The 22,104-nt window shown below is 72.6% G+C and carries 20 protein-coding genes; 3 read left to right on the forward strand and 17 right to left on the reverse strand.

Features of this window, described 5'->3' with window-relative positions; all coding sequences use genetic code 11:
- Positions 1 to 8: 8 nt before the first annotated feature.
- The 7 genes from ISP_RS38475 to ISP_RS38505 all read right to left on the reverse strand — a co-directional run bounded on the left by ISP_RS38475 (position 9) and on the right by ISP_RS38505 (position 5,927).
- On the reverse strand, positions 9 to 1,439 hold the full coding sequence (locus ISP_RS38475) for a BNR repeat-containing protein (RefSeq protein ID WP_013229191.1): 1,431 nt from the start codon (positions 1,437 to 1,439) through the stop codon (positions 9 to 11).
- A 78-nt stretch (positions 1,440 to 1,517) separates the two neighbouring features.
- A complete protein-coding gene (locus tag ISP_RS38480; protein WP_013229192.1) occupies positions 1,518 to 2,699 on the reverse strand; it encodes an NAD(P)/FAD-dependent oxidoreductase in 1,182 nt (393 codons plus the stop codon).
- A complete protein-coding gene (locus tag ISP_RS38485) occupies positions 2,696 to 2,896 on the reverse strand; it encodes a ferredoxin (protein ID WP_013229193.1) in 201 nt (66 codons plus the stop codon). Before ISP_RS38485 ends, ISP_RS38480 begins: the two co-directional genes overlap by 4 nt.
- Before the next feature lie 19 nt (positions 2,897 to 2,915).
- A complete protein-coding gene (locus tag ISP_RS38490; protein ID WP_013229194.1) occupies positions 2,916 to 3,536 on the reverse strand; it encodes a TetR/AcrR family transcriptional regulator in 621 nt (206 codons plus the stop codon).
- Positions 3,533 to 4,741, reverse strand: a complete 1,209-nt coding sequence (locus ISP_RS38495) for a cytochrome P450 (protein WP_014467629.1) — start codon at positions 4,739 to 4,741, stop codon at positions 3,533 to 3,535. Before ISP_RS38495 ends, ISP_RS38490 begins: the two co-directional genes overlap by 4 nt.
- A 182-nt stretch (positions 4,742 to 4,923) precedes the next feature.
- Positions 4,924 to 5,358 carry a pyridoxamine 5'-phosphate oxidase family protein gene (locus ISP_RS38500; RefSeq protein WP_013229196.1) on the reverse strand — a complete coding sequence of 145 codons (435 nt, stop codon included), beginning with the start codon at positions 5,356 to 5,358 and terminating at the stop codon, positions 4,924 to 4,926.
- On the reverse strand, positions 5,355 to 5,927 hold the full coding sequence (locus ISP_RS38505; protein ID WP_013229197.1) for a TetR/AcrR family transcriptional regulator: 573 nt from the start codon (positions 5,925 to 5,927) through the stop codon (positions 5,355 to 5,357). The genes ISP_RS38500 and ISP_RS38505 overlap by 4 nt, the downstream gene beginning before the upstream one ends.
- An 87-nt stretch (positions 5,928 to 6,014) precedes the next feature.
- Between ISP_RS38505 and ISP_RS38510 the strand changes: the two genes are divergently transcribed.
- Both ISP_RS38510 and ISP_RS38515 read left to right on the forward strand, forming a co-directional pair.
- Entirely contained in the window at positions 6,015 to 7,037 is a 1,023-nt protein-coding gene (locus ISP_RS38510) for an aldo/keto reductase (protein ID WP_013229198.1), read from the forward strand.
- Positions 7,034 to 7,888 (forward strand): LLM class flavin-dependent oxidoreductase, encoded by an 855-nt coding sequence (locus ISP_RS38515; protein WP_013229199.1) that lies wholly within the window; start codon positions 7,034 to 7,036, stop codon positions 7,886 to 7,888. Before ISP_RS38510 ends, ISP_RS38515 begins: the two co-directional genes overlap by 4 nt.
- A 392-nt stretch (positions 7,889 to 8,280) precedes the next feature.
- Here the strand turns inward: ISP_RS38515 and ISP_RS38520 are convergent, their stop codons facing one another.
- Positions 8,281 to 8,697, reverse strand: a complete 417-nt coding sequence (locus ISP_RS38520; protein ID WP_013229200.1) for a MarR family winged helix-turn-helix transcriptional regulator — start codon at positions 8,695 to 8,697, stop codon at positions 8,281 to 8,283.
- Positions 8,698 to 8,750: 53 nt separating this feature from the next.
- Here ISP_RS38520 and ISP_RS38525 point away from each other — a divergent pair, with 53 nt between their 5' ends.
- Positions 8,751 to 9,161, forward strand: coding sequence for an SRPBCC family protein (locus tag ISP_RS38525; RefSeq protein ID WP_013229201.1), 411 nt, complete (start codon positions 8,751 to 8,753; stop codon positions 9,159 to 9,161).
- On the opposite strand, the gene ISP_RS38530 is transcribed toward ISP_RS38525, so the two are convergent.
- The 9 genes from ISP_RS38530 to ISP_RS38570 all read right to left on the reverse strand — a co-directional run bounded on the left by ISP_RS38530 (position 9,158) and on the right by ISP_RS38570 (position 22,023).
- Positions 9,158 to 9,454, reverse strand: a complete 297-nt coding sequence (locus ISP_RS38530; protein WP_080713088.1) for a cellulose binding domain-containing protein — start codon at positions 9,452 to 9,454, stop codon at positions 9,158 to 9,160. The two genes, ISP_RS38525 and ISP_RS38530, sit on opposite strands and share 4 nt — an antisense overlap.
- Positions 9,358 to 11,190 carry a fibronectin type III domain-containing protein gene (locus ISP_RS38535; protein WP_230468551.1) on the reverse strand — a complete coding sequence of 611 codons (1,833 nt, stop codon included), beginning with the start codon at positions 11,188 to 11,190 and terminating at the stop codon, positions 9,358 to 9,360. The genes ISP_RS38530 and ISP_RS38535 overlap by 97 nt, the downstream gene beginning before the upstream one ends.
- An 80-nt stretch (positions 11,191 to 11,270) precedes the next feature.
- Positions 11,271 to 14,597 (reverse strand): error-prone DNA polymerase, encoded by a 3,327-nt coding sequence (locus tag ISP_RS38540; protein WP_034284781.1) that lies wholly within the window; start codon positions 14,595 to 14,597, stop codon positions 11,271 to 11,273.
- A gap of 131 nt (positions 14,598 to 14,728) precedes the next feature.
- Positions 14,729 to 15,934: an RNA polymerase sigma factor gene (locus ISP_RS38545; RefSeq protein ID WP_013229204.1), complete on the reverse strand. Its 1,206-nt coding sequence runs from the start codon at positions 15,932 to 15,934 to the stop codon at positions 14,729 to 14,731.
- Positions 15,931 to 16,293, reverse strand: a complete 363-nt coding sequence (locus tag ISP_RS38550) for a YciI family protein (protein ID WP_013229205.1) — start codon at positions 16,291 to 16,293, stop codon at positions 15,931 to 15,933. The genes ISP_RS38545 and ISP_RS38550 overlap by 4 nt, the downstream gene beginning before the upstream one ends.
- Positions 16,294 to 16,308: 15 nt before the next feature.
- A complete protein-coding gene (locus tag ISP_RS38555; protein WP_013229206.1) occupies positions 16,309 to 17,034 on the reverse strand; it encodes a dihydrofolate reductase family protein in 726 nt (241 codons plus the stop codon).
- Positions 17,035 to 17,129: 95 nt separating this feature from the next.
- On the reverse strand, positions 17,130 to 19,421 hold the full coding sequence (locus ISP_RS38560) for an Orn/Lys/Arg family decarboxylase (RefSeq protein WP_013229207.1): 2,292 nt from the start codon (positions 19,419 to 19,421) through the stop codon (positions 17,130 to 17,132).
- A gap of 145 nt (positions 19,422 to 19,566) precedes the next feature.
- Entirely contained in the window at positions 19,567 to 21,147 is a 1,581-nt protein-coding gene (locus ISP_RS38565) for a DNA polymerase Y family protein (protein ID WP_187324688.1), read from the reverse strand.
- 198 nt (positions 21,148 to 21,345) lie between these two features.
- The gene (locus ISP_RS38570; RefSeq protein WP_013229209.1) at positions 21,346 to 22,023 is read right to left on the reverse strand and encodes a hypothetical protein; all 678 of its coding nucleotides are present in this window, start codon (positions 22,021 to 22,023) and stop codon (positions 21,346 to 21,348) included.
- Positions 22,024 to 22,104 lie beyond the last annotated feature (81 nt).

Here is a 22,104-nt window from a genome sequence, read left to right on the forward strand (position 1 = left end):
TTAAGCTGTCACAGTCGAGTAGCACTTAAGCTTAGGCGGAAATCGGCCACCCGAATCGGCGAGGGCGTCGTCCCGCTCGAAGCCTGCTGGTACATCACGGAGAGCACGCCGTCGGTGGCCAGCCGCGAGTCGTCGACGTCGACCTCGCCGAACGCGTTCAGGTCCGGGCTGTAGACGGTCTTCCAGTCGGTCCAGCCGCTCGCCTTGGTGGCCGCGACGATCCGTCCGTACGGCATGACGAGGTAGGCGTTGTCGCCGCGGTCGAAGACCAGCTTCGTTCGCTGGGTGGAGTCGGGCGCGACCGGCACTTCGCGCTTGGTCCAGCTGCCGTCGGCCGCCCGGCTGAGGAAGAAGGTCCGGCCGTCCTGCTTGCGCTGCGCGGAGTAGTTCGTGACGCACTGGGTGAACCGGCCGGGCATGTAGCTGATCACCGCGTGCGGCTGCCCCGCGGAGTCGACGGCCTGGCTCTCCTGGTTCATCAGCGCGTGGTCGACGCCGAGCGGGTCGACGACCGTGCCCGGCGAAGACACGGCCACCGGCGTGCCGCCCGTCGTCGCGACGACCGTGCCGGCGTTGTTCCGCCAGGTCCGGCCGCGGTCGTCGCTGTAGACGTAGCCGGTTTCGTGGTTGGCCAGCCCACCGGCGTTGCACAGCACGCCGGAATTGCCTTCACGCCAGGTGAACGTGCTGTGCAGCCGGCCGCCGGGCCCGTAGGTGATGCCGTGCAGGTACATGTTGCGGGTGGTGCTGGTGACACCGTTGCCAGAGGTCCACGAGCCGGTCGCCGACGACCACTTCCCGAGCTTGCGCCAGCTGCCCCCGCTGTACTCCGCGAGTTCGTTGGTGCCGTTGCCCGACGCCCCGGTCCGGTAGCTGAGCTGCAGCTTCCGCTCCGGCGTGACGACGAACTGCGGGTACGTGATCGCGCCGAGGTCGACGCCGTTCAGCGTGCGCTGCACCCCGCCGAACGCCGACGACGTCCAAGCGTGCGAAGCGGGCGCGGACAGCAGGCCGGCCACCGACTCGACGTAGTAGACCTGGTTGCCGTGGGTGTCCATGGCCACGTGCAGGCGGCCGTCGTCGGTCGAGACGCCCATCGAGATGACGTTGTGCGAGTCGTCCACGGTCAGCTTGTGCGGCAGCGCGACGGTCTGCCACGCGCCGGCGCCCACGACCCGCCGGGCGACCACGGCACTGCGGTCCGCGGTGTACCAAGCCGCGTACTGGTAGCCGGCGTAGCTGAAGATCCCGCTCTGCTGGAAGGAGTCGTTGTTCACCAGCCCGTCGTAGGAGACGAAGTACAACGCCGTCGCGTCGAGCTGGGTGTCGGCGATCTTGACCACGGAGACGGCCGCCTCGGCGGGCGCGGCGGGCAGCAGCGGCAGCGCCGCGGCCACCAGCACGCCGAAGATCCGGGAAAGCGCTCTCTTCGCGGCCATAGCTCATCCTTCCCGCAGTGTTAACGCGAACAAGGATCGGCCGCCGGCGAGCCCCCGTCAACCGACGGATGGCGGGTTTCAGGTTCTCCCGGCCAGAACCGCACCGGCGATGTCCTGGCGGCGCAGCCGGGCCTGCTTGGGCATGTTCCAGCCGAGCACGCCGGTGACCTTGCCGTCCCGGCGGTACTGCGCCACGAACCGGCCCTCGCCAGGGTCACCCTCCACAACGGACACTTCGGCGTCCGCGGACAGCGTGCCGTGCACGTGGATCCGGGCGTCGAACTGGTGGGTCCAGAAGTAGGGCACGGGCATGTACGGGCGGTCCTCGCCGAGGATGTTCCCGGCGACAGCGACCGCCTGCTCGGTGGCGTTGGTCCGGTTTTCCAGCCGCAGCAGTGCATCGAGGCCCTCGTGGTGCCAGCGGGCGACGTCACCGGCCGCGTAGATCCCGTCCGCCGCCCGGCAGCGGGAGTCGCACACGACGCCGTTGTCGCACACCACCCCGCTGCCCGCCAGCCACTCCGTCGCCGGCGCGGCACCGAAGGCGACCACGACGACGTCGGCGGCCAGCACCTCGCCGGAGGCCAGCCGCACTCCGGCGACCCGGCCGTGGTCCGCGGCGAGCCCGGTGACCGCGGAACCGAGCCGCAGCTCGACACCGCGAGCGGCGTGCAGTTCGGCGAGCAGGCCCGCGGCGAGGGGGCCGAACTGGTAGGCGAGCGGCGCGGGCTGGGGGCCCGCGAGGGCGACCGGCACGCCCGCTGCGCACACGGTCGCGGCGATCTCCGCACCGAGCACGCCGTCGCCGACGACCACCACCCGCCTGCCCGGCGCGAGGTCCGTGCGCAGGGCCAGCGTGTCGTCGAGGGTGCGCAGCACGTGGACGCCGGCGAGGCCGTCTTGGCCGGGCAGGGTGCGCGGCCGCAGCCCGGTGGCGAGCACGACCGCGTCCGCGGTCAGGGTCCGCCCGGCCGCCGTGTGGACGGTCCGCGCGCCGGCGTCCAGGCGCACCGCCGGGTCACCGAGGATGAACTCGGTGTCCAATGCGGACAGTGTGGCCGGCGTCCGCAGCTGTGCCTGCCCGGGCAGCCAGCTCCCGCCGAGGACCTGCTTGGACAGCGGCGGCCGGTCGTACGGCAGGTGCGCCTCGGCGCCCAGGACCGTCACCCGCCCGGCGTAGCCCTTGCGGCGCAGGGCTTCCACGGTCGCGAGCCCGGCGGCCGAGGCGCCGACGACCAGGACGTCGCTCGGAGCCGTCACGCGTCCTCGCTGACCGAAATCGCCACACCCGGGCACACGCTCGCCGCCTCGCGGACGACTCCGTGCAGCGCTTCGCCGGGGTGCTCGTCGAGCAGGATGACGATGCCGTCGTCGTCGCGCTGGTCGAACACGTCCGGGGCGAGCATGACGCAGGTACCCGCCCCGCAGCACTTCGCTTCGTCCACAGTGACCTTCATGGCCGTTCCTTTCGTCGGTTTACTTCGTGACCGGCGCGAGCCACAGCCCGGCCAGGACGTCGGTGAGGGCGCCGGCGGTTTCGCGCCAGCCGGCTCCCGGGGTGCCCGCGCCTCCGGCGAGCGCGCGCTCCCGCTCGGCCATCGCGTGCATCACCACGAGCCGGGTGATGTCGTTGCGTTCGGCGCGGACCTCGGCGGGCAGCCCGGGCAGGCACCGGGAGAGCCCCGCGACGGTCCGCGCCAGCGACGGGGACGTCAGCGTTTCCTCGACGATGACCGCGCGCAGCGACGGCTCGGTCATCACCTGGGCGGCGAACCGGGCGAACCAGGTGGGCGTGCCCAGCCCGGCCAGGTGCTCGGCCGTGGGGTGCACCAGGCACCCGAGCCAGTCCCGCAGCTGCGCGTGGCCACGGCCCAGCCGCCGCTCCCGCAGCCGCTCGATCGACCCGGCGTGCTTGCGGACGATGGCCCGCACCAGCTCGGTCCGGGTGCCGAAGTGGTAGCCGACGGCGGTGTTGTTCCCCTGCCCGGCCGCCTCGCTGATCTGCCGGTTGGACACGGCCAGCACGCCGTGTTCGGCGTAGAGGCGTTCCGCCGCCACGAGGATCCGCTCCCGCGTCGCCTGAGCGCGGTCCGTCACCAGCGGACGGGCAGTTCCCGCAGCCCGCCGACCGCGAGCCCTTCGACCCGCCGCAGCTCGTCCGCCGGGACCGCGAGCTCCAGCGACGGCAGCTTGCGCAGCAGCACTTCCAGCACGACCTGCAGCTCGGTGCGGGCCAGCGGCTGCCCGAGGCACGCGTGCGCGCCGGCACCGAAGGCCAGGTGCGGGTTCGGGCTGCGGGTCAGGTCCAGTTCGGCGGCGTTCTCGAAGGCGGCCTCGTCGCGGTTGGCCGCGGCCATGCTGCACATCGCGGTGGTCCCGGCCGGCAGCACCGTGCCGCCGACCTCGAACTCCTCGGTGAGGTAGCGCTGCATGCCCACGCCCGCGTTGGCGTCCGCCCGCAGGGCTTCCTCGACCGCCGTGCGCACCAGCGACGGATCGGCGAGCAGCTGCTCCCACCGGCTGCGGTCGGCCAGCAGCATCGCCGTCATCTTCGCGATCATGTTCGCGGTGGTCTCGTGGCCGGCGATGAGCAGGCCGATGCCGGTGGCGGTCAGCATCGCGTCGGACCAGTCGACGCCCTCGGCGATCAGCGCGCTGAGGATGTCTTCGCCGGGCTCGGCCCGCTTGGCCGCGATGTGCGCGCCCATGTACCGGCCGAACTCCGCCTGCGCCGCGTCGAACTCCGCCTGGGTGTAGCGGGTCATGCTGAGCATGACGTCGGACCAGTGGGCGAACCGGTCGCGGTCGGTGTCCGGCACGCCGAGCATGTCGCAGATGACCCAGACCGGCAGCGGGAAGGCGAGGCCGGCCTTGAGGTCGCCGGGCGCCCCCTTCGCGACCATTTCGTCGATGAGCTGCTCGGCCATCGCCGCCATCCCGGGCCGCAGCGCGTTCATCCGCTTGGCGGTGAACCACTTGCCGAGCAGGCGCCGCCACTTCAGGTGCGCCTCGCCGTGCTGCGGGAGCACGGTCGCCATCTCGCTGTTGAACACCCCGCCCGATTCGGTGTCCGCGACGCGGGCCGCGTTGTCCGACGGCGTCGGCCGGGTGAACCGCGGGTCGGACAGGACGGTCTTGACGTCGTCGTAGCGGGTGATCAGGGCGGCTTCGTCCCCGCTGGCCAGCGCCACGCGCGCGACCGGGCACTTCTCCCGGAACTCGGCCCACTCGGCCGGCGGCGCCAGCGCGGTGGCGGCCTCGAACGGGAAGCGCGGCAGCGGATCGGTGTGGCTGGGCGTCATCACGAGCCTCTCGTCGGTGAATGTCCCCCGCCTCGAGCATGGCGACGATCCACGATTAAGTCAAGCAGTTGACTTAACTACTGGAGAGCCGGAAGCCTCGACCGCAGTGAATGACTCATTCCTGGCGTCTGACGCCAGGAATGAGTCATTCACTGCAAGGCGGCGGCAGGGGCAGAGGCGAGTTATTCGCGCTCGACCTTGCGCAGGCCACCCGCGGGCGTCCACCACTCGACGACCAGCAGCGTCGCTGCCTCGTTCAGGTGGGTGTGGACGACCTCGGCGACGTCGGCCACGAACCGCTCGCCGTCCGCGGTGCGCGCCCGCCCGGCGATCTTCGCCTCCCCCGGCCACTGCGCCTCCGCGCCCTCGACGGGGTCGACCGTGGCGCTGTGCAGCGCGAACCGCGGATCCCGCCGCAGGTCCGCGCCCTTGCGCGCGTTCGGCATCGACCCGAAGACCAGGTCACCGTCCTCGAAGGTCGTTTCGATCCCGGAGATCCGCGGCGAGCCGTCGCCCCGCAGGGTCGCGATCGTCTTGTGCTTGTGCGCGTCGAACAGGGCCTGCACCCGCCGCGCGAACTCCGGCTCCGCCGCTTCGAACTCCCGCCACGCCGTCATGCGCCCATCGTGCCGCACCGCAGCCCGGCAATGAGGACTTTCACCATCAGGCGCGCGTCGTACCGGGGGTCGCCCGCTCCGATGCAGAGGTTGCCGACCCCGCGCATGAGGTCCAGGGGCGGCACCTCGGCCCGGATCTCGCCGGCCGCCGCGGCGGCGTCGAGCAGCTCGCCGCACACCGGCACCAGCCGGTCGAGGAAGTACGCGTGCAGCGACTCGAAGCCGGCGTTGTCGGACTGGAGCGCCCCGGCCAGCCCGTGCTTGGTCACCAGGAAGTCCACGAACAGGTCGATCCACTGCGCCAGCGCGGCGTACGGCGATTCGCCGGCGGCCAGCAGCGCCGGGCCCGCCTCCGTGCAGGCGTCCACCTGGTGCCGGAAGACGGCGATGACGAGGTCCGCACGGGTCGGGAAGTGGCGGTAGATGGTGCCCATCCCGACCCCGGCCTTCGCCGCGATGTCCCGCACCGGCGCGTCCACCCCGGACGCGACGAAGACCGCGGCCGCCGCGTCCAGCAACGCCTCTTCGTTGCGCCGGGCATCCGCCCGCTTGGGTTTGCGCTCGCCCACCGACCCCTCCTTGTTAAGCGGAACATTGTTCCGTATGGTTAGCGGAGCAACGTTCCGTTTGCTCATCATGCCACGGAGGCACCCCCCATGCAGTACCGCACCTTGGGCCGGACCGGCGTCCAAGTCAGCACCCTCGCGCTCGGCGCGATGAACTTCGGCGCCATCGGGCGCGTCCCCCAGGACGAGGCCACCGCCATCGTCGACGCCGCGCTCGAAGCCGGGATCAACCTCGTCGACACCGCCGACATGTACGGCCAGGGCGAGTCGGAGACGATCGTCGGCCAGGCGATCGCCGGCCGCCGCGACGACCTCGTGCTGGCCACGAAGGCGACCATGCCGATGGGCGAAGAGCGCAACCACCGCGGCAACTCGCGCCGCTGGCTGGTCCGCGCGCTCGAGGACAGCCTGCGCCGCCTCGACGTCGACCACGTCGACCTCTACCAGATCCACCGCTGGGACCCGACCACGAGCGATGAGGAAGCGCTTTCCGCGCTGACCGACCTGCAGCGCGCGGGCAAGATCCGCTACTTCGGCTCGTCGACGTTCCCCGCGTACCGCATCGTCCAGGCGCAGTGGGCCGCCCGCGAGCACCGCCTCGGCCGGTACGTCACCGAGCAGCCGAGCTACTCGATCCTGCAGCGCGGCATCGAAGCCCACGTGCTGCCGGTGACCGAGGAGTACGGGATGGGTGTGCTGGCCTGGAGCCCGCTGGCTTCGGGCTGGCTGTCGGGCGCGGTCCGCGCGGGCCGGGAGATCACCACCAGCCGCGCCACGGTCGTGCCGGAGCGCTTCGACCTCGACGTCCCCGCCAACCGGGCCCGGCTCGACGCCGTCGAACAGCTGGCCAAGCTCGCCGAGCAGGCCGGGCTGACCCTGATCCAGCTCGCGCTCGGCTTCGTCACCGCGCACCCCGGCGTGACGAGCGCGCTCATCGGCCCGCGGACGCTGGACCACCTGCATTCGCAGCTCGAAGCCGCCGGCACCGTGCTGCCCGCCGACGTCCTCGACGAGATCGACGCGATCGTCGCCCCGGGCACCGACCTCGCCCCGGGCGAGAAGTTCGACACCCCGCCGGCCCTGCTCGACCCGTCGCTGCGGCGGCGCCGATGAGGTTCGGCATCCTGACCGCACCGATGCAGGTGGGGTACGACGAAATCCTGCGCGTCTGGCGCGAAGCCGACACCGTGCCGGAGATCGAGCACGCGTGGCTGTTCGACCACCTGATGCCGATCGCCGGCGACCCGGACGGCCCGATCTTCGAGGGCTGGACCCTGCTTTCGGCGCTGGCGGCCCAGACGTCACGGCTGCGCATCGGCCTGTTGGTCACCAGCAACCGGTTCCGCCCGCCGGCCATGCTGGCGAAGATCGCCACGACGGTCGACATCGTCTCCGGCGGCCGCCTCGACTTCGGCATCGGCGTGGGCTCCCGACCGAGCCACCCGCTGGCGCGGCGGGAGTACGACGCGCACGGCCTGCCGTACCACGACCAGGCGGACGCGGTCGCGGCCCTGGCGGAGGCGTGCACGGTCATCCGTCGCTTGTGGACATCTCCGGAGCCGTTCGACTTCGCGGGGTCGCACGTCCGGTTGACGGGAGCATTCGGGAATCCCAAGCCGGTGCAGCGCCCGCACCCGCCGATCATGATCGGCGGCCGGGCGAGCGCCACACTGCGAGTGGTCGCGGAGCACGCGAACCAGTGGAACATCCCGGGCGGCGGCGACATCGCGGATCTGGCGGGCCGCAGCCGCTTGCTGGACAAGTACTGCGCGGAGATCGGCCGCGACCCGGCGGAGATCACGCGATCGATCTTCCTACCGGTGGATTACGAGCGCCCGGAGGTAACGCGCGGCAAGATCGCCGAGGCGGCGGACGCGGGGTTCGGGCACTTCGTGCTCGGGTTGGGGAATCCGTACCCCGAGGGAGTGGCGCAGTGGGTGGCGGATGAGCTGATCCGCCGGTAGCGCGGGGTCACCGGGTCTGATGGCCGCGGCCGGGTGCCTGACCCAATCAAGGAGCGGGGTGGTCATCCCGTCGCCTGAGGCCGTGAAATCACTTTGAGCCGGGCCCGCAACACAGAGCGCAAGGCGAGATGCCAGCGCAGGCTTGCGGGCCCCGGCTCAAAGTGATAGGCCTCAATCAGGCGACGGGATGACCACCCAGCGGCCCACCTCGAGAAAGCGAGAGGGCAGCGGGCAGGGCGGCCATCCCAGAGCCTGCCCGTCCGGCGAGGACAGCTTTTGCTTTTGCCGCGGCAGAAGGCTGCCGGGGGTCTACGGCGTGTGTTCTACCGCGGCGTCGCGGCAGGGCGGGTTCTACGGCCGGTTCTTCCGCGGCGGCGCGGCAGCCGCCGCGGTCAGTCCGAGTTGGCCAAGTGGGCCAAGGCCGACCGCAGCAGCCGCCGGGTCTCGGGCGGCAGCCCCGCCAGCTTGTGCTCCTCCACCTCGTGGATCGCGGCCCGGACCGCCGCGTGCCGCCGGTTGCCCGCCGGGGTCAGCCTCACCACGCGGGCGCGGCGGTCGGCCGGGTCCGGGTCGCGGGCGACCAGGCCGTCCGCTTCGAGCGCGTCGAGCAGGGCGATCAAGCGGGTCTTGTCGTAGCGGATCTGCTGGGCCAGCACCAGCTGGCTCGGCGCCGCCCCCGCAGCCAGTGCCGACAGCACGACGTACTGCCACATCGAGAGGCCGTGCCGCTCCAGCACCGGCCGTTCGGCCTCGGCCAGGCTGCGGCCCGCCCCGGCGCAGAGGGCCCCGAGATCGTCGTCCTCGTTCACCGGCGGGATTTTACGCGTCGACAAATCGTACGCAGGTGCGTATCGTTTTCCACATGACACTGACTACACCAGGACGCGCCGAAACCCGCACCATCTCCGTCGCCGCCCCGCCCGCGCGGGTCCTCGAATACCTCGCCGATCCGCGGCACATCCCCGAGTGGGCACCAAGATTCGCCACCGCCGTCGACCACGATCACGACGACATCTGGCGCGTCCAGACCGAAGGCGGCCCACAGCGGGTGGCCGTACGGGTCGCGGCCGATCACGGCGTCGTCGACGTCGTCAGTGCCGACGCCCCGAACCTCGGCCTGTTCACCCGCGTGGTGCCGAACCTGACCGGCGCTGAGCTGATCTTCAGCCTGTTCTTCCCCGACGGCACCGACCCGTCGGCGGTCGACGCGCAGATGGTGGTCGTCGGGGAAGAACTGCGGGCCGTGCGCGATCGCGTCGAGTCCGGACGCTAGCCCGCCGCGCAGAGAACTCCGTTGAGGGTGAACGCCGACGGCAGGATGTTCGGCCCGCTGTAGTCGGCCGTGAACCCGACGTCGACGCCCGCCGCCGGTGGGGCCGACGACGAGACCGTGACCGTCGTGCCGTTCTGGGCCCAGGTGCCGTTCCAGCCACCCGTGAGCCGCTGGCGCGCGGTCGGCCAGCTGAACGTCAGGGTCCAGTCCCCACCACACCGGTGGCGGTGACGTGGATTCCGCCGACGAAGCCGCTCGCCCAGTCGTTGGCGTCGGTCATCCGGACCGTGCAGCTGCTCGCCGCCGGCGCACCGGTCGTGAACGTCAACGGCGGGGAGGCCGCGGACAGGTTGCCGGCCGTGTCGCGCGCCAGCACGTTGACCGTGTACCGGCTGCCCGGCACGAGGTTCCCGACGTCGAGTGACGTCCCGGTCGACTCGCCCCACTGTTCACTGGTGGTGCCGACCTGCCGGTAGACCTCGTACTTCGCGATCGGGTGGGCGCCGGGCGCGGCCGCGGGCCAGCTGATCGCCGCGGTCCGGTCGGTCGCCGTCCCGGTCGGCTGCCCGGGCGTCCCGGGGCCGCCGGCCGCGGCGGCCGCGGGGTGCAGCATCACCGTGGTGAGCGAATACGGCGGCAGCGTCTGGGAACTGCTCGTGCCGGCGGCCGCGCTCGAGATCGACGTGGAACCGTTGGTGAAGGTGAACACCTGCGGCACGGCCGCGGCCGGCGTGTAGCCCGCGTAGTCCAGCGTCACCGTCCTGGCCTGGTCGGGGTCCTTGTTGAGCAGCAGCACGGCGAGGTCGCCGTTCGGCCGCCGGACGGCGTGCGCGCCGACGAGCGGGTCGTCCGCGGCGGCCCGGACGTACTGGTCACCCGGGCGCGCGAAGGTGCTCAGCATCTTCAAGCCGTAGTAGGGCGCGAACGGCGTGTTGAGCGCGGGCTCGCAGGAGCCGTCCTCGAGACAGGTCGCGCTGGAGAGCAGGCCGGAGTCGCCGTAGTCCGGATAACCGGCCACAGTGGACAGTTTCGTCCCGCCGTTGTGCGTGTCCCACCAGTCGACGGTGAACACGCCGTTCTCCAGCAGCGAGCTGTAGGTGTCGGCGGCGAACAGGGCGCCGGGCTGGGTGTCCATGCCGACCGGGGTGTTCGTTTCGGTCATCGAGATGCCGATCCGGCCGGAGTTCGCGCCCGCGTACCGCGTGATCTGCTCGCGCGCCAGGTAGATCATGTCGGTGATCTGCTCCGGCTTGGTGAGGGCTTCCGCCGCCGTCGAGCCGCTGGGGTACCAGTGCAGGATGACGAAGTCGATGTGCGGGCCCGCGATCGACAGCACGGTCTGGTTCCAGGTGGCGGTGTCCCCGGAACCGACGATGCCGTCCGGCCAGTTCGCCGGGGTCGTCAGCACGGCGCCGATCTTGACGCCCGGGTCGGCGGCCTTCATCGCGTCGGCGTAGGCGACCACCCCGTTGGCGTAGGCGGTGGGGCTCTTGTCCGCGTGGTTGTCGGCTTCCCAGTTCGCCCCGTAGTGCCCGTTCCCGTAGAGCTCGTTGCCGATTTCCCAGTACTTGACGCCGTAACCCTTGGTCACGTTGGCGTACCGCACCCAGTCCGCGGCTTCCTCCGGCGTGCCGGTGCCGTAGTTGGCGATGATGATCGGCTGCGCACCGGCCCGGCGCACCCCGCCCATGAAGGTGTCGAAATCGGTGTTCGGCGCCACGTACCCGCCCGGCGCGGTGTTGTCCTTCCAGTGGTAGATGTCGCCGTAGGAACCACCGGGGTAGCGCATCGTGCGGACACCGGCCGCCCCGTACAGGTCGGCCACCTGACCGGTCCCCAGCTGGCTGTCCCAGACCGCGTGGTTGATGCCGATCCCGGTGTCCGGCACGGTGGCCAGCCCGGCTCGGGCGTTGACGGTGACGGTCGCCGTGGGCGTGGTCGCCGCCCCGGCGGTACCGGCTGCCGGCACCGCCGCGGCGAGCACGGCGATCACCGGCCACGCTGCCCAGCGCAGACGTCGAGCTGTCATGAAGGTCCATCCTCACTCGTCGGACACGAACGGATGACTGGGAGCGCTTCCAGCGAGAGAACCACCGAGGCCGCCCGAAGTCAACGGAAGTCGCGCGAGGGGCCGGTTCGCACCGAAAGATCGAGGTTTTCGATGCGGTCGGCGACGAGCGTGACGACGCCTTCGGCGGCCTGCACCTGCCCGCGCACGAGCAAGGCGGCGCTCGTGCGGGCGACGAGCCGCTGCCGCTGCCAGAGGCCGGGTGAGACGAGGACGTTGGCCATGCCGGTCTCGTCTTCGAGGTTGAGGAAGGTGATCCCGCCGGCCGTCGCGGGGCGCTGGCGGTGGGTGACCGCGCCGCCGACCCACACCCGCGTTCCGTCCTCCGTCCGCATGAGCTCCGCGACGGTGATCGCGCCGCGCCGGTCGAGGAGTTCGCGCAGGTACTCCACCGGGTGGCCGTCCGGGGAGACGCCGGTGGCCCACAGGTCCGCCGCCGTCACCTCCAGGCGCGTCATCCCCGGCAACGCGGGCGCGTCGAGGCCCGGGGCGAGGCCGGGCAGGTGCCCGGGCCGGGTCGCCGCGGCCGCGCCGGCGGCCCAGAGGTCCTGCCGCCGGTCGCCGCCGAAGCTACTGAACGCCCCGGCCGTGGCCAGTGCCTCGGCGACGTTCTTCTTCAACGGCACGCGGCTCGTCAGGTCGCCGATGTCCGTGTACGGACCGTGCGCGTCCCGTTCGGCGACGATGAGATCGGCCACGTCGTCGCCGAGGTGGCGGACCGCGGCGAGGCCGAGCCGGAGCGCGACGCCGCCGGTGCTCCCGGCGTCCTCCTCGAGGGTGGCGCCGGCGAGGCTCGCGTTGATGTCGGGCTCGCGGATGTGCACGCCGTGGCGGCGGGCGTCGGCGACCAGGGACTGCGGGCTGTAGAAGCCCATCGGCTGGGCGCGCAGCAGCCCGGCGCAGAACGCGGCCGGGTAGTAGCGCTTGAACCACGCGGACGCGTACACCAGCAGCGCGAAGGACATCGAGTGCGCTTCGGGGAAGCCGTACCCGGAGAAGGCGTGGATCTGCTCGAAGATCCGGGTCGCCAGTTCCCGGTCGAGGCCGTTCGCGGCGCAGCCGGCGAAGAACCGCGCCATCAAGGCTCGCATCTTCGCGCTCGACCGCTTCGCGCCCATCGCCCGCCGCAGCTGGTCGGCCTCGGCGGCGGTGAACGAGGCGACGTCGACCGCCATCTGCATCACCTGCTCCTGGAACAGCGGCACCCCGAGGGTGCGGTCCAGGGACGCGGCCAGCAGCGGGTGCGCGTGTTCCCATTCTTCGTCACCGCGGCGACGGCGGATGTAGGGGTGCACCGAGCCGCCCTGGATCGGGCCGGGCCGGATGAGCGCTACTTCGACGACGAGGTCGTAGAACTTCCGCGGCCGCAACCGCGGCAGGGTGGCCAGCTGGGCGCGAGATTCCACCTGGAACACGCCGACCGCGTCCGCCGCGCAGAGCATGTCGTACACCGCCGGGTCGGCGAGGTCGAGCTTGCCGATGTCCACAGTGGATCCATGGTGTTCGGCGACGAGGTCGATCATGTGGTGCAGCGCCGAAAGCATGCCGAGGCCGAGCAGGTCGAACTTGACCAGCCCGACGGCGGCGCAGTCGTCCTTGTCCCACTGCAGGACGCTGCGGTCCTTCATGGTCGCCCACTCGACCGGGACCACTTCGGACACCGGCTGCTTCGAAAGCACCATGCCGCCGGAGTGGATGCCGAGGTGGCGCGGGAAGTCCTCGATCCGCGCCGCGAGGTCGAGGACGTCGTCCGGGATCGCCCCCGTCGCCTGCTGCTTCGTGGCGGCGACCCCGCCCCAGCGATCGACGAGCTTGCCGTAGGCGTCCTGCTGCCCGGGGCTGTGGCCGAGTGCCTTCGCGGCGTCGCGGATCGCTGAGGGCGCGCGGTAGGTGATGACGTTGGCGACCTGCGCGGCGTGGAACCGGCCGTGCTTTTCGTAGACGTACTGGATGGCTTCCTCGCGGCGGCCGGACTCGATGTCGACGTCGATGTCCGGCGGCCCGTCCCGCTCCGGCGCGAGGAACCGCTCGAACAGCAGGTTCCACTTGACCGGATCGGCGTGGCAGATCTCCAGCGCGTAGCAGACCGCGGAGTTCGCCGCGGATCCGCGGCCCTGGCACAGGATGCCGGCTTCCCGGCAGAACCGGACGATGTCCCAGACGACCAGGAAGTAGCCGGGGAAACCGAGCTTTTCGATGACGGCGAGTTCGTGGTCGAGCTGGGCGTAGGCCTTCGGGTGCTCGTCCCGCGGCCCGTAGCGCTTCGCCGCGCCCTGCCGGGTCAGCTCGATCAGGAACGACATCTCGTCGTGCCCGGCCGGGACGGGGAACGGCGGCAGGTCCGGCGCGACGAGGTTGAGGTCGAACGCCACTTCGACGCCCAGGACGGCGGCCCGGCCGACCGCGCCCGGGTACCGGCGCTCGAAGCGGCGCCGCTGCTCCATCCCGGACCGCAGGAACGCCTGCCCCGACGGCGGCCGCCACCCTTCGAGGTCCTCGGCCGACCGCCGCGCCCGGACCGCGGCCACCGCGTCCGCCACGACGGCGTCTTCGGGACGGGCGTAGTGCACGTTGCCGGACACGACCGTCGGCAGCCGGAGGTCCTTGGCCAGCGCGGCGAGGAGGTCGTTGGCGGCGTCGTCCCGCGGCAGCCGGTGGTCGATCAGCTCGACGGCGACGTGCGACCGCCCGAACCGGTCCACGAGCCGCGCCAGTTCGGCGCGCGCGGCGGCCGGGCCGCGTTCGGCCAGTGCCCGGCGGACGGCGCCCTTGCGGCAGCCGGTGAGCACGACGACGTGTCCGGCGAGCTCCTCGGCCAGCTCGTCGAAGTCGTAGACCGGGCGCCCCTTCTCCCCGCCGGCGAGCTGGGCGCGGGAGATGACGCGGCACAGCCGGTGGTAGCCGGTCTGCTGCCGGGCGATCACGAGCAGGTGCGACCCGGCCGGATCGGGCGCCCCGGCCTGCGGCGCGGGCAGCCCGAGGGACAGTTCCGCCCCGAACCCGACCCGCACCCCCAGCTCCCGGGCGGCGTCGTTGAACCGCACGGCACCGTACATGCCGTCGTGGTCGGTGAGGACGAGCGCATCGAGCTCGAGCCGGGCGGCCTCCTCGACGAGGGTCTCGGGGTGCGAAGCGCCGTCGAGGAAACTGAAGTTGGAGTGGACGTGCAGCTCGGCGTAGGGCGCCCGGATCCGGTCGCCGCCGTCGTCCCGCCCGCGCCGGTTCCGCAGATCGAGCGGCGCACCGGCATACCCTTCGCGCTTGCGCGACCACGCCGGGGCGTCGTTGCCGTCCCCGGGAACGGGCGGCCGCCCGGAGGCGATCCGCTCCACTTCGGACCACGGCACGCGCGGATTGTTGAACGCCAACACCAGCTCCCACCACGTTCGCTGTGGGGAAGCCAGCGACTACTGTTCGAACACACGATCGACTACTGTGGACCGATCCTGCGACGCACACGCGTCCGGTGTCAACCGTGACCGGCCACAAGCGACAGTCGTCACCCCAGCCGCGCGGCCCGGGTCAGCAGGTGGCGCCGCTCGGGTTCGCTGGTGGTGCGCCGGGCCGCCGCCCGGTAGCCGGCGCGCGCCGCCTCGTGGTCGCCCGCCATTTCCTGCAGGTGGGCCCGCACGGACAGAAGGTGGTGGGAGGCGGAGAGGCGCTCGTCGGCGGAGAGGGCGTCGAGCAGGGCCAGCCCGGCCGCGGGTCCGTGCACCTCGGCCACCGCCACCGCCCGGTTGAGCGTCACCGCCGGATTGGGCGCCACGCGCTCCAGAACCGTGTAGAGGGCCAGGATCTGCGGCCAGTCGGTGGCTCCGGCGGTGGGTGCCTCGTCGTGGACGGCGGCGATGGCGGCCTGGAGCTGGTACGGGCCGATCGGGCCCCTCGACAGGGCACCGGTCACCAGGGCCACGCCCTCGGCGATGGCTTCGGTGTCCCAGAGCGTCCGGTCCTGCTCGCTCAGCGGCACCAGCGACCCGTCCGGGGCGGTGCGGGCCGGGCGGCGGGCGTCGGTCAGCAGCAGCAGGGCCAGCAGCCCGGCCACCTCGCCGTCGCCCGGGACCAGCCGGTGCAGCTCGCGGGCCAGCCGGATGGCCTCGGCCGTCAGCTCGGCCCGCACCAGCTGCGTCCCCGACGTGGCCGTGTAGCCCTCGTTGAAGACGAGGTAGACCACGTGGAGCACGACGCCGAGCCGAGCCGCCTGCTCGGCGGCCGGCGGCAGCTCGAAGCCGGCTCCGGCCGCCTTGATGCGGTGCTTGGCCCGGCTGATGCGCTGGGCCATGGTCGCCTCGGGCACGAGGAAGGCCCGGGCGATCTCGGCGGTCGACAGGCCGCCGACGGCCCGCAGCGTCAGCGCGACCTGCGACGACGGCGTCAACGCCGGGTGGCAGCACAGGAACAGCAGCGTGAGGGTGTCGTCCCCGGCTTCCACTTCGCCACCGGCGGGAAGAGTGCGGAGGGCATCCGCCTCCTCCCGCCGTCGGCGGGCGACGTCGCTGCGCACCTGGTCGGCGAGGCGGCGCGACGCCACCGTCACCAACCAGGCCCGCGGGTTCTCCGGCCACCCCTCCACCGGCCATTGGGCCGCGGCCGCCACCAGCGCTTCCTGGACGGCGTCCTCGCAGGCGTCGAACCGGCCGTAGCGGCGCACCAGCACGCCGAGCACCTCCGGGACCAGCCGCCGGACGGCCTGCCAGCCGGTCACGGCCCGACGTTCGCCTCGTGCATCAGCGGCCGGACCTCGACCCCCCAGTGGCGCGCCGAGGGGGCACGGGCCGCGATCTCCAAGGCCCGGTCCAGGCCGTCGCAGTCGACGATCATGAAGCTGCCCAGGAACTCCTTGGCCTCGGCGTAGGGACCGTCCGTGACCACCGGCGTCCCGCCGGTGACCCGGACCATCTTGGTGTTCACCTCGTCGGCGACGCCGTAGGCGCCGACCAGCTCGCCCGACTCGAACAGCTCCTGGTTGAGCGCGTCGGTCTCGCGGATGAGCTCGGCGAGGGCCTCCGCGCCGATCGAGTTGAAGGCTTCCTCGTTGCCGTAGATCAGCAGCATGTACTTCATGGGCGCGGTCCTCTCTCACTGCCCGGTCTTGGCCGGTCCGACCAGGTCGCCGCTCGCGCCGCGATCGTCCAGCACCAGTTTCGACCGCCCGGTGACGGTATAGCGGAGGTGGGTGACGCCGGGCGTGTCGACGACCCGGGCCGGGACCAGCTCGATGCCGTCGTCCGCGCCGAGGCCGAGCCCGGGGCCGAACAGGCGCTGGCCCTCGCCCAGCAGCACCGGCGCGATGTGCAGCTCGAGCTGGTCGAGCAGCCCGGCGGCCAGCACCTGGCGCAGGAGCTCCCCGCCACCGGCCACCGCCACGTCCTTGCCGCCGGCGGCGGCGCGGGCCAGTTCGACGGCCCGCTCGGGTCCTTCGGTGACGAAGGTGAAGGAGGTGCCACCCTGGCGTTCGAGGACCTCCCGGGGCCGGTGGGTGACGACGAACACCGGGGCGCGGAACGGCGGTTCGTCGCCCCAGGGGACCTCGCCGGCGTCGAACATGCGCCGCCCCATGACGTAGGCCCCGGCCGCGGCGAACGTCTCCGCGATGATCTCCGAGTCGATCGACTGCTCGCCCCCGCCGAAGCCCTGCCGCTCGCGCCACGCCATGGCGTCGACGACCCAGCGGGTGACCCGGAAGAAGCCGGGCGCCTCGGGCCCGCGCATCCAGCCACGCATGTCCTGGGGGTCTTCGGTGTCGCGCGGCCCGGTGTAGAAGCCGTCGAGGGACACCGACATCTGGGCGGTCACCTTGGTCATCGTTCGCGCTCCGCTCGTGCTGGCGGCCCCGTCGGCCGCCGATGCCCCCCAGTCGGAGCCGGCCGCCCGTTCTCGACACGCGCCGGCGGAAATCGTCACCGGTCGCGCAGACAGGTGATCCAGTAGTCGCCGTCGGTGCCCCTCGCGACACCGTGGGTTTCGCTCGGGAAGCCCGGGAAGTGCCGGTCGAAGTCCTCCAGCGCCCGCAGGTACCGCAGCGTGGGCTCCTCGTGGCCGCCGGCGTTCTCGCCCGGCATGAGGACGGGGATGCCCGGCGGGGTGGTGACGACCTGGGTGGCGACCGTCCGGTGGGCGAGCTCGGCGAGGCGGACCGGCTCGGTGCCGCCGCGCAGCAGCCGCTGGTAGGTCTGCGCCGGGGTGAGCTCCGGGCGCGGCGGGTGGGTGAACGCCGCGTCGAGCAGCGGGATGAGATCGCTCTTGCGCAGGTGGGCGTGCATCCGGTCGCACAGGTCACGCAGGGTCAGCTCGGCGTAGCCGGCGGGGTGCGCCGCGACCAGGGCGGGCAGGACGTCGGCGAGGCGCGCGCCGGTGTCGTAGAGCGCCTTGAAGTCGAGGAGGCCGTCGACGAGCGTGCCCCACTTGCCCTTGGTGATGCCCATCGAGAAGAGGATCAGGCAGGTGTAGGCGTCGGTCTTCTCGACGACGATGCGCCGGGTCTCGAGGTAGGCGGTGAGGATCCGCGCCGGGATGCCCTGCTCCGCCACGGTGCCCGCGGCGTCGGTGCCCGGGCAGGTGACGCTGACCTTGACCGGGTCGAGCAGGCAGTACCCGTCCTCCAGGCCGGGGAAGCCGTGCCAGGCCGCCCCCGGTTCGAGGCTCCAGCAGGCGGGCTCGGTGCGCAGCAGGTCCAGCGGGGCGTCCGCGAACGGGTACCGCTGCCCGGTCGCCGGGTCCCCGACCTCGTCCGGCTGCCACGTGCCGAAGAACCAGGCGGGCCGGTCGCCGGCGGCGGCGATCCGGCGGCCGATGCGGGCCACCGCCTGCCGGAACCGGATGGCTTCGGTGACGGCCTCGTCGACCAGCCACCGGCCGCCCGGGCCGTCCATCATGCCGGCGGCGACGTCGAGCCCGGCGATCATCGGGTACAGCGGGGACGTGGTCGCGTGCATCATGAACGTCTCGTTGAACTGCCGGTGCTCGACCGGCGACCGGGGCGAGTTCTTGACGTGCAGCATCGCGCTCTGCGACATCGCGGCGAGCAGCTTGTGGGTGGACTGGGTGCTGAACACGGTGGGCCGGACGGCGTCGGGCACCGCGCCGGAGCCGACGGCCATCCCGTAGCGGCGGGCGTAGAGCGGGTGGAACCGGGCGTAGGCGAACCACGCCTCGTCCAGGTGCAGCCGCGGCACGCTCGCCCCGAGCAGCTCGGCGACGCGGACGGCGTCGTAGCACAGGCCGTCGTAGGTCGAGTTGGTGACGACCGCGTACACCGGGTCCGGTGCGGCGGCTTCGGCGGCGAGCGGGCTGCTCGGCACGAGGTCGGCGACGGCTTCGCTGGTCAGCGCGGCGGGCGGGATCGGGCCCATCAGCCCGTAGCCGTTGCGGGTGGGCACGAGGTAGACCGGGCGGCCGCCGGTCAGCGTCAGCCCGTGGTAGATCGCCTTGTGGCAGTTGCGGTCGACGAGCACCAGCTCGTCGGTGGCGATGCTGGCGTGCAGGGCGATGCGGTCGCCGGTGGAATCGCCGTGCAGCACGAAGTAGGTCAGATCCGCGCCGAAGATCCGGGCGGCGTTGCGCTCGGCGTCACCGATCGGCCCGGTGTGCTCGAACAGCGAACCCAGCTCCGCCACGGAAATCGAGAGGTCGGTGCGGAACAGCCGTTCGCCGTAGTAGTCGAACAGCGCCCGCCCGACCGGCGATTTCAGGAAAGCGACACCGCCGGCGTGGGCCGGCGTGTGCCAGGAGTATTCGTGGGTGTCGTCGAACCGGCGGAGTTCCCGGAAGAACGGCGGCAGTATTTCTTCCCGGTACCGGCGCGCGGCCACGCCGATCCGGCCGGCGATGAACCCCGGCGTGTCTTCGAGCAGCCACACGTACCCGCAGATCACTTCGGACACCCACAGCGGCAGGTCGTCCACCGACGTCGAGGTGGTCACCAGGAACACCGGCAGCCGGGTGAACCGGCCGACCAGCGCTTTCAGCACGGCTTCGGCGGCCGCGTCGCTTTCCCCCAGGTCCCAGCTGACGAGGGCGGCGGTGAGATCGGCCCGGCTCTGCACGAGGGCCAGCGCGTCCTCGTCGGTGCCCGCGCGCACGACGTCGTGGCCGCCTTCGGCGAGGTGCTCGCAGATCCGCGCCAGCTGGGCATCGGGCACCGACCCCGGCGGAATTCCGGTCAACGCCAGCAGAACCGTCGAACCGGCCACGTCGGTGTCCTTTCCGGAGATCCTTTCGGTTATATCCGTTGATCCGGTCCGTCGTCGATCGGCCGGAAGTCTGAGGATTTCTTCCCTTTCGGGGAATTCGCCGCGGAATGGCGCCTTTGGGTAGCGGCTCATCACCCTTTCGTGCTCAGTCGTAGCAGCCCTCGACCGTCCACTGTGGATCGTCGCCGACCGTGACCCGGAGCAGGAGTGCGATGTCGCCGTCTTCCGCGGAGTCGCCCTCCAGGACCACCTGGACGCGGGCGAGGGGCCGCTCGCCGCGGCGGCCGGGCAGGGCCGGGTGCACCACCCACGGGCCCGCCGAGCCGATCACCCGGCGCGGCGGCCCCCCTTCGACGGCGACCGTCGACGGCGGGTAGCCGAGTTCGCCGCGCGTGGAGCAGCGGACGACGTCGCCGACCGCGTCGAGCACCTCGGCCGGCACCGGGCGGGGCGGCACCACCGTCGGCGAAGGCGCGGGCAGCCGTCCCGGCCACGGCCGGTCCGCGGCCAGCGGACGGCGCGGCTCGCCCCACGGGATGAGCCGGACGCGTTCGGCCGGGCCGCGGCCGCCGTCCAGCAGCGGGGTGACGACCGCGTCCGGGCCCAGCAGGCCCTGGATGCGGACCAGGGCGCGGCCGGCGCGTTCGGCGGCGGCCGCGTCGCGGCCCACCGAGCCGAGCTGCAGCTGCAGCGCCTGGCCGCCGGCGACCTCTTCGGGGTCGAGGCGCAGCCGGACGATGCCGGCGGTGGGCCGGTCCCGCGCGGTGAGCCAGCCTTCGCACTGCCACCGCACGCGATCGGCCGTCGAGCGGGCGGTGAGGGGCTCGGCGCAGCGCCAGACGCGTACGCGTTCTTCGCCGGCTTCGGTGACGGCGACGATGGCCAGGCGCGTGCAGGCGAGGCCGTGGTTCGCGAGCCCGGCGAAGAAGCGCTCGCCGAGCGTCTTCGCGACGAAGGCGGCTTCGTCGATTCTGCGCAGAGGTTCGTCGAAGGTTTCGGTGACCGCCAGGTCCGGCGGAAGGGCGCGACGCAGCGGCGGGCGTTCGGAGAGCCCCCGGGCGAGGCGGTGGGCGGTGATGGCGTCCTTCGGGAAGCGGCCGGCGACGTCGCGTTCGGCCAGCGCGGCGAACGCACCGAGGGTGCGCAGGCCGAGCCGCTTGAGCAGGTCGACGAGCTCCCCGCGGTCGTCACCCGGCTGGTTCAGCTCGCCGATCGAGAGCGGCGCGAGGAATTCGCCCGCCCGTCCCCGCGGAACGAGCGCCGATCGACGGGCGGCGAGGGTGGCGGCGAACAGCCCATCGGCCACCCCGACCTGGCATTCGACCCCGGCCCGGGCCGCGGCCTCATCGATGAGCAGCTCGGCGAGGGCGGCCTCCCCGCCGAAGTACCCGGCAGCCCCGTCGACGGGCACGGCGACCAGCCCGGGCCGGACGACTTCGACGCCGACGGCCTGCGCTTCGACGGCGGCGGCGACGGGTTCGAACAGCCGGGCATCCCGATCGGGATCGTGCTGGTGCACCACGAGCCCGGGACACCGCGACTGGGCATCCCGGCGCCGCATCCCCCGCCCGACACCGTGGTGCCGCGCGGAAGCGGAGCAGGCCACCACCCGATTGGCGGAGAAAACGGCGGCGGGCGAGGTGGGCGGCGTCCCGGCAGCAGCCCCGGCGGCAACGACCGGCCAGTCCGGGCACCACAGCACGAGCAACCGTGGCGCATCGTTCATCCGGCAACCAGCACGAGCAACCTCGGTGCGGCGCTCATCCCGCAGCCTCGACCGGCCACCAACACCGATCTCTGCACCGCACTGGTGCGGCGAACCCGCCAACCACCACACCGGCCAAGCCGCCTCGGCGCGCTCATTCCACACCCCGGCCGGCCCGGACCCAACCCGAAACCCCGGCACCCGGCCACACCGCCGGGTTCACCCGGCCACCTCGACCAGCCGCCGCCCCGGGACGTCAGCCCCGGCCACCGCTCCTTCCGGGCCCGGGAGCAGCAACCCCACCGACGACGGCCGAGCCGCCGCGCCTCGGCCGCGGCTGGTCGCCACCACCTTGCGGGCGCGCAGGTGGCCGTGTCCGTCCTGGGTCAGGCCGTGCCAGCGGCGGCCCGACACCCTCAGCTCCAGGTCCGCTCCCGGCCACGATCCCGCCGTCAGCAGGACCGTTCCCCGGTTGCGGACCCGGCCCGCCAGCCGGCGAGCCACCTGGGGCTGCACCCGGGCCGGGCCGAGGACCACCACGTCGAACCCGTCGACCAGCGCCGACACCACCGCCACCAGCTCCGCGCCCGGCTCCGGCACCAGGGCGAGGCGCTCCAGGTCGACGCCGAGTTCCGCGGCCGCGGCCAGGCCCAGCTGCGGCAGGCCGGTCACCGCCGCCCAGGAACCGGTGCGGGTGGCCGCCGCGAGGAGGGCCAGTACCAGCGATGTCCCTCCGCGGACCGCGATCGTGCTGCCGCGCCGCAGGCCGCCGCCGGGGAGCAGGCCGGCCAGCTCGGGCAGCACCGTCAGCAGTTCCCCCGGCCCCGCGTCCGGCTCACGCAGCTGCGCGGCCGTGCGCACCCCGGGAATGGCCGTGAGCGCCTCCGGCACCGCCACCGCCGCTCACCTCCAGCACCACGTACTCGTACCGGAGACACCCGCGTCAGGAAGCCACAGGCGAACCCAGAACAATCATCG

The sequence above is a fragment of the Amycolatopsis mediterranei genome, assembly GCF_026017845.1.
GTDB classification, from domain to species: domain Bacteria; phylum Actinomycetota; class Actinomycetes; order Mycobacteriales; family Pseudonocardiaceae; genus Amycolatopsis; species Amycolatopsis mediterranei.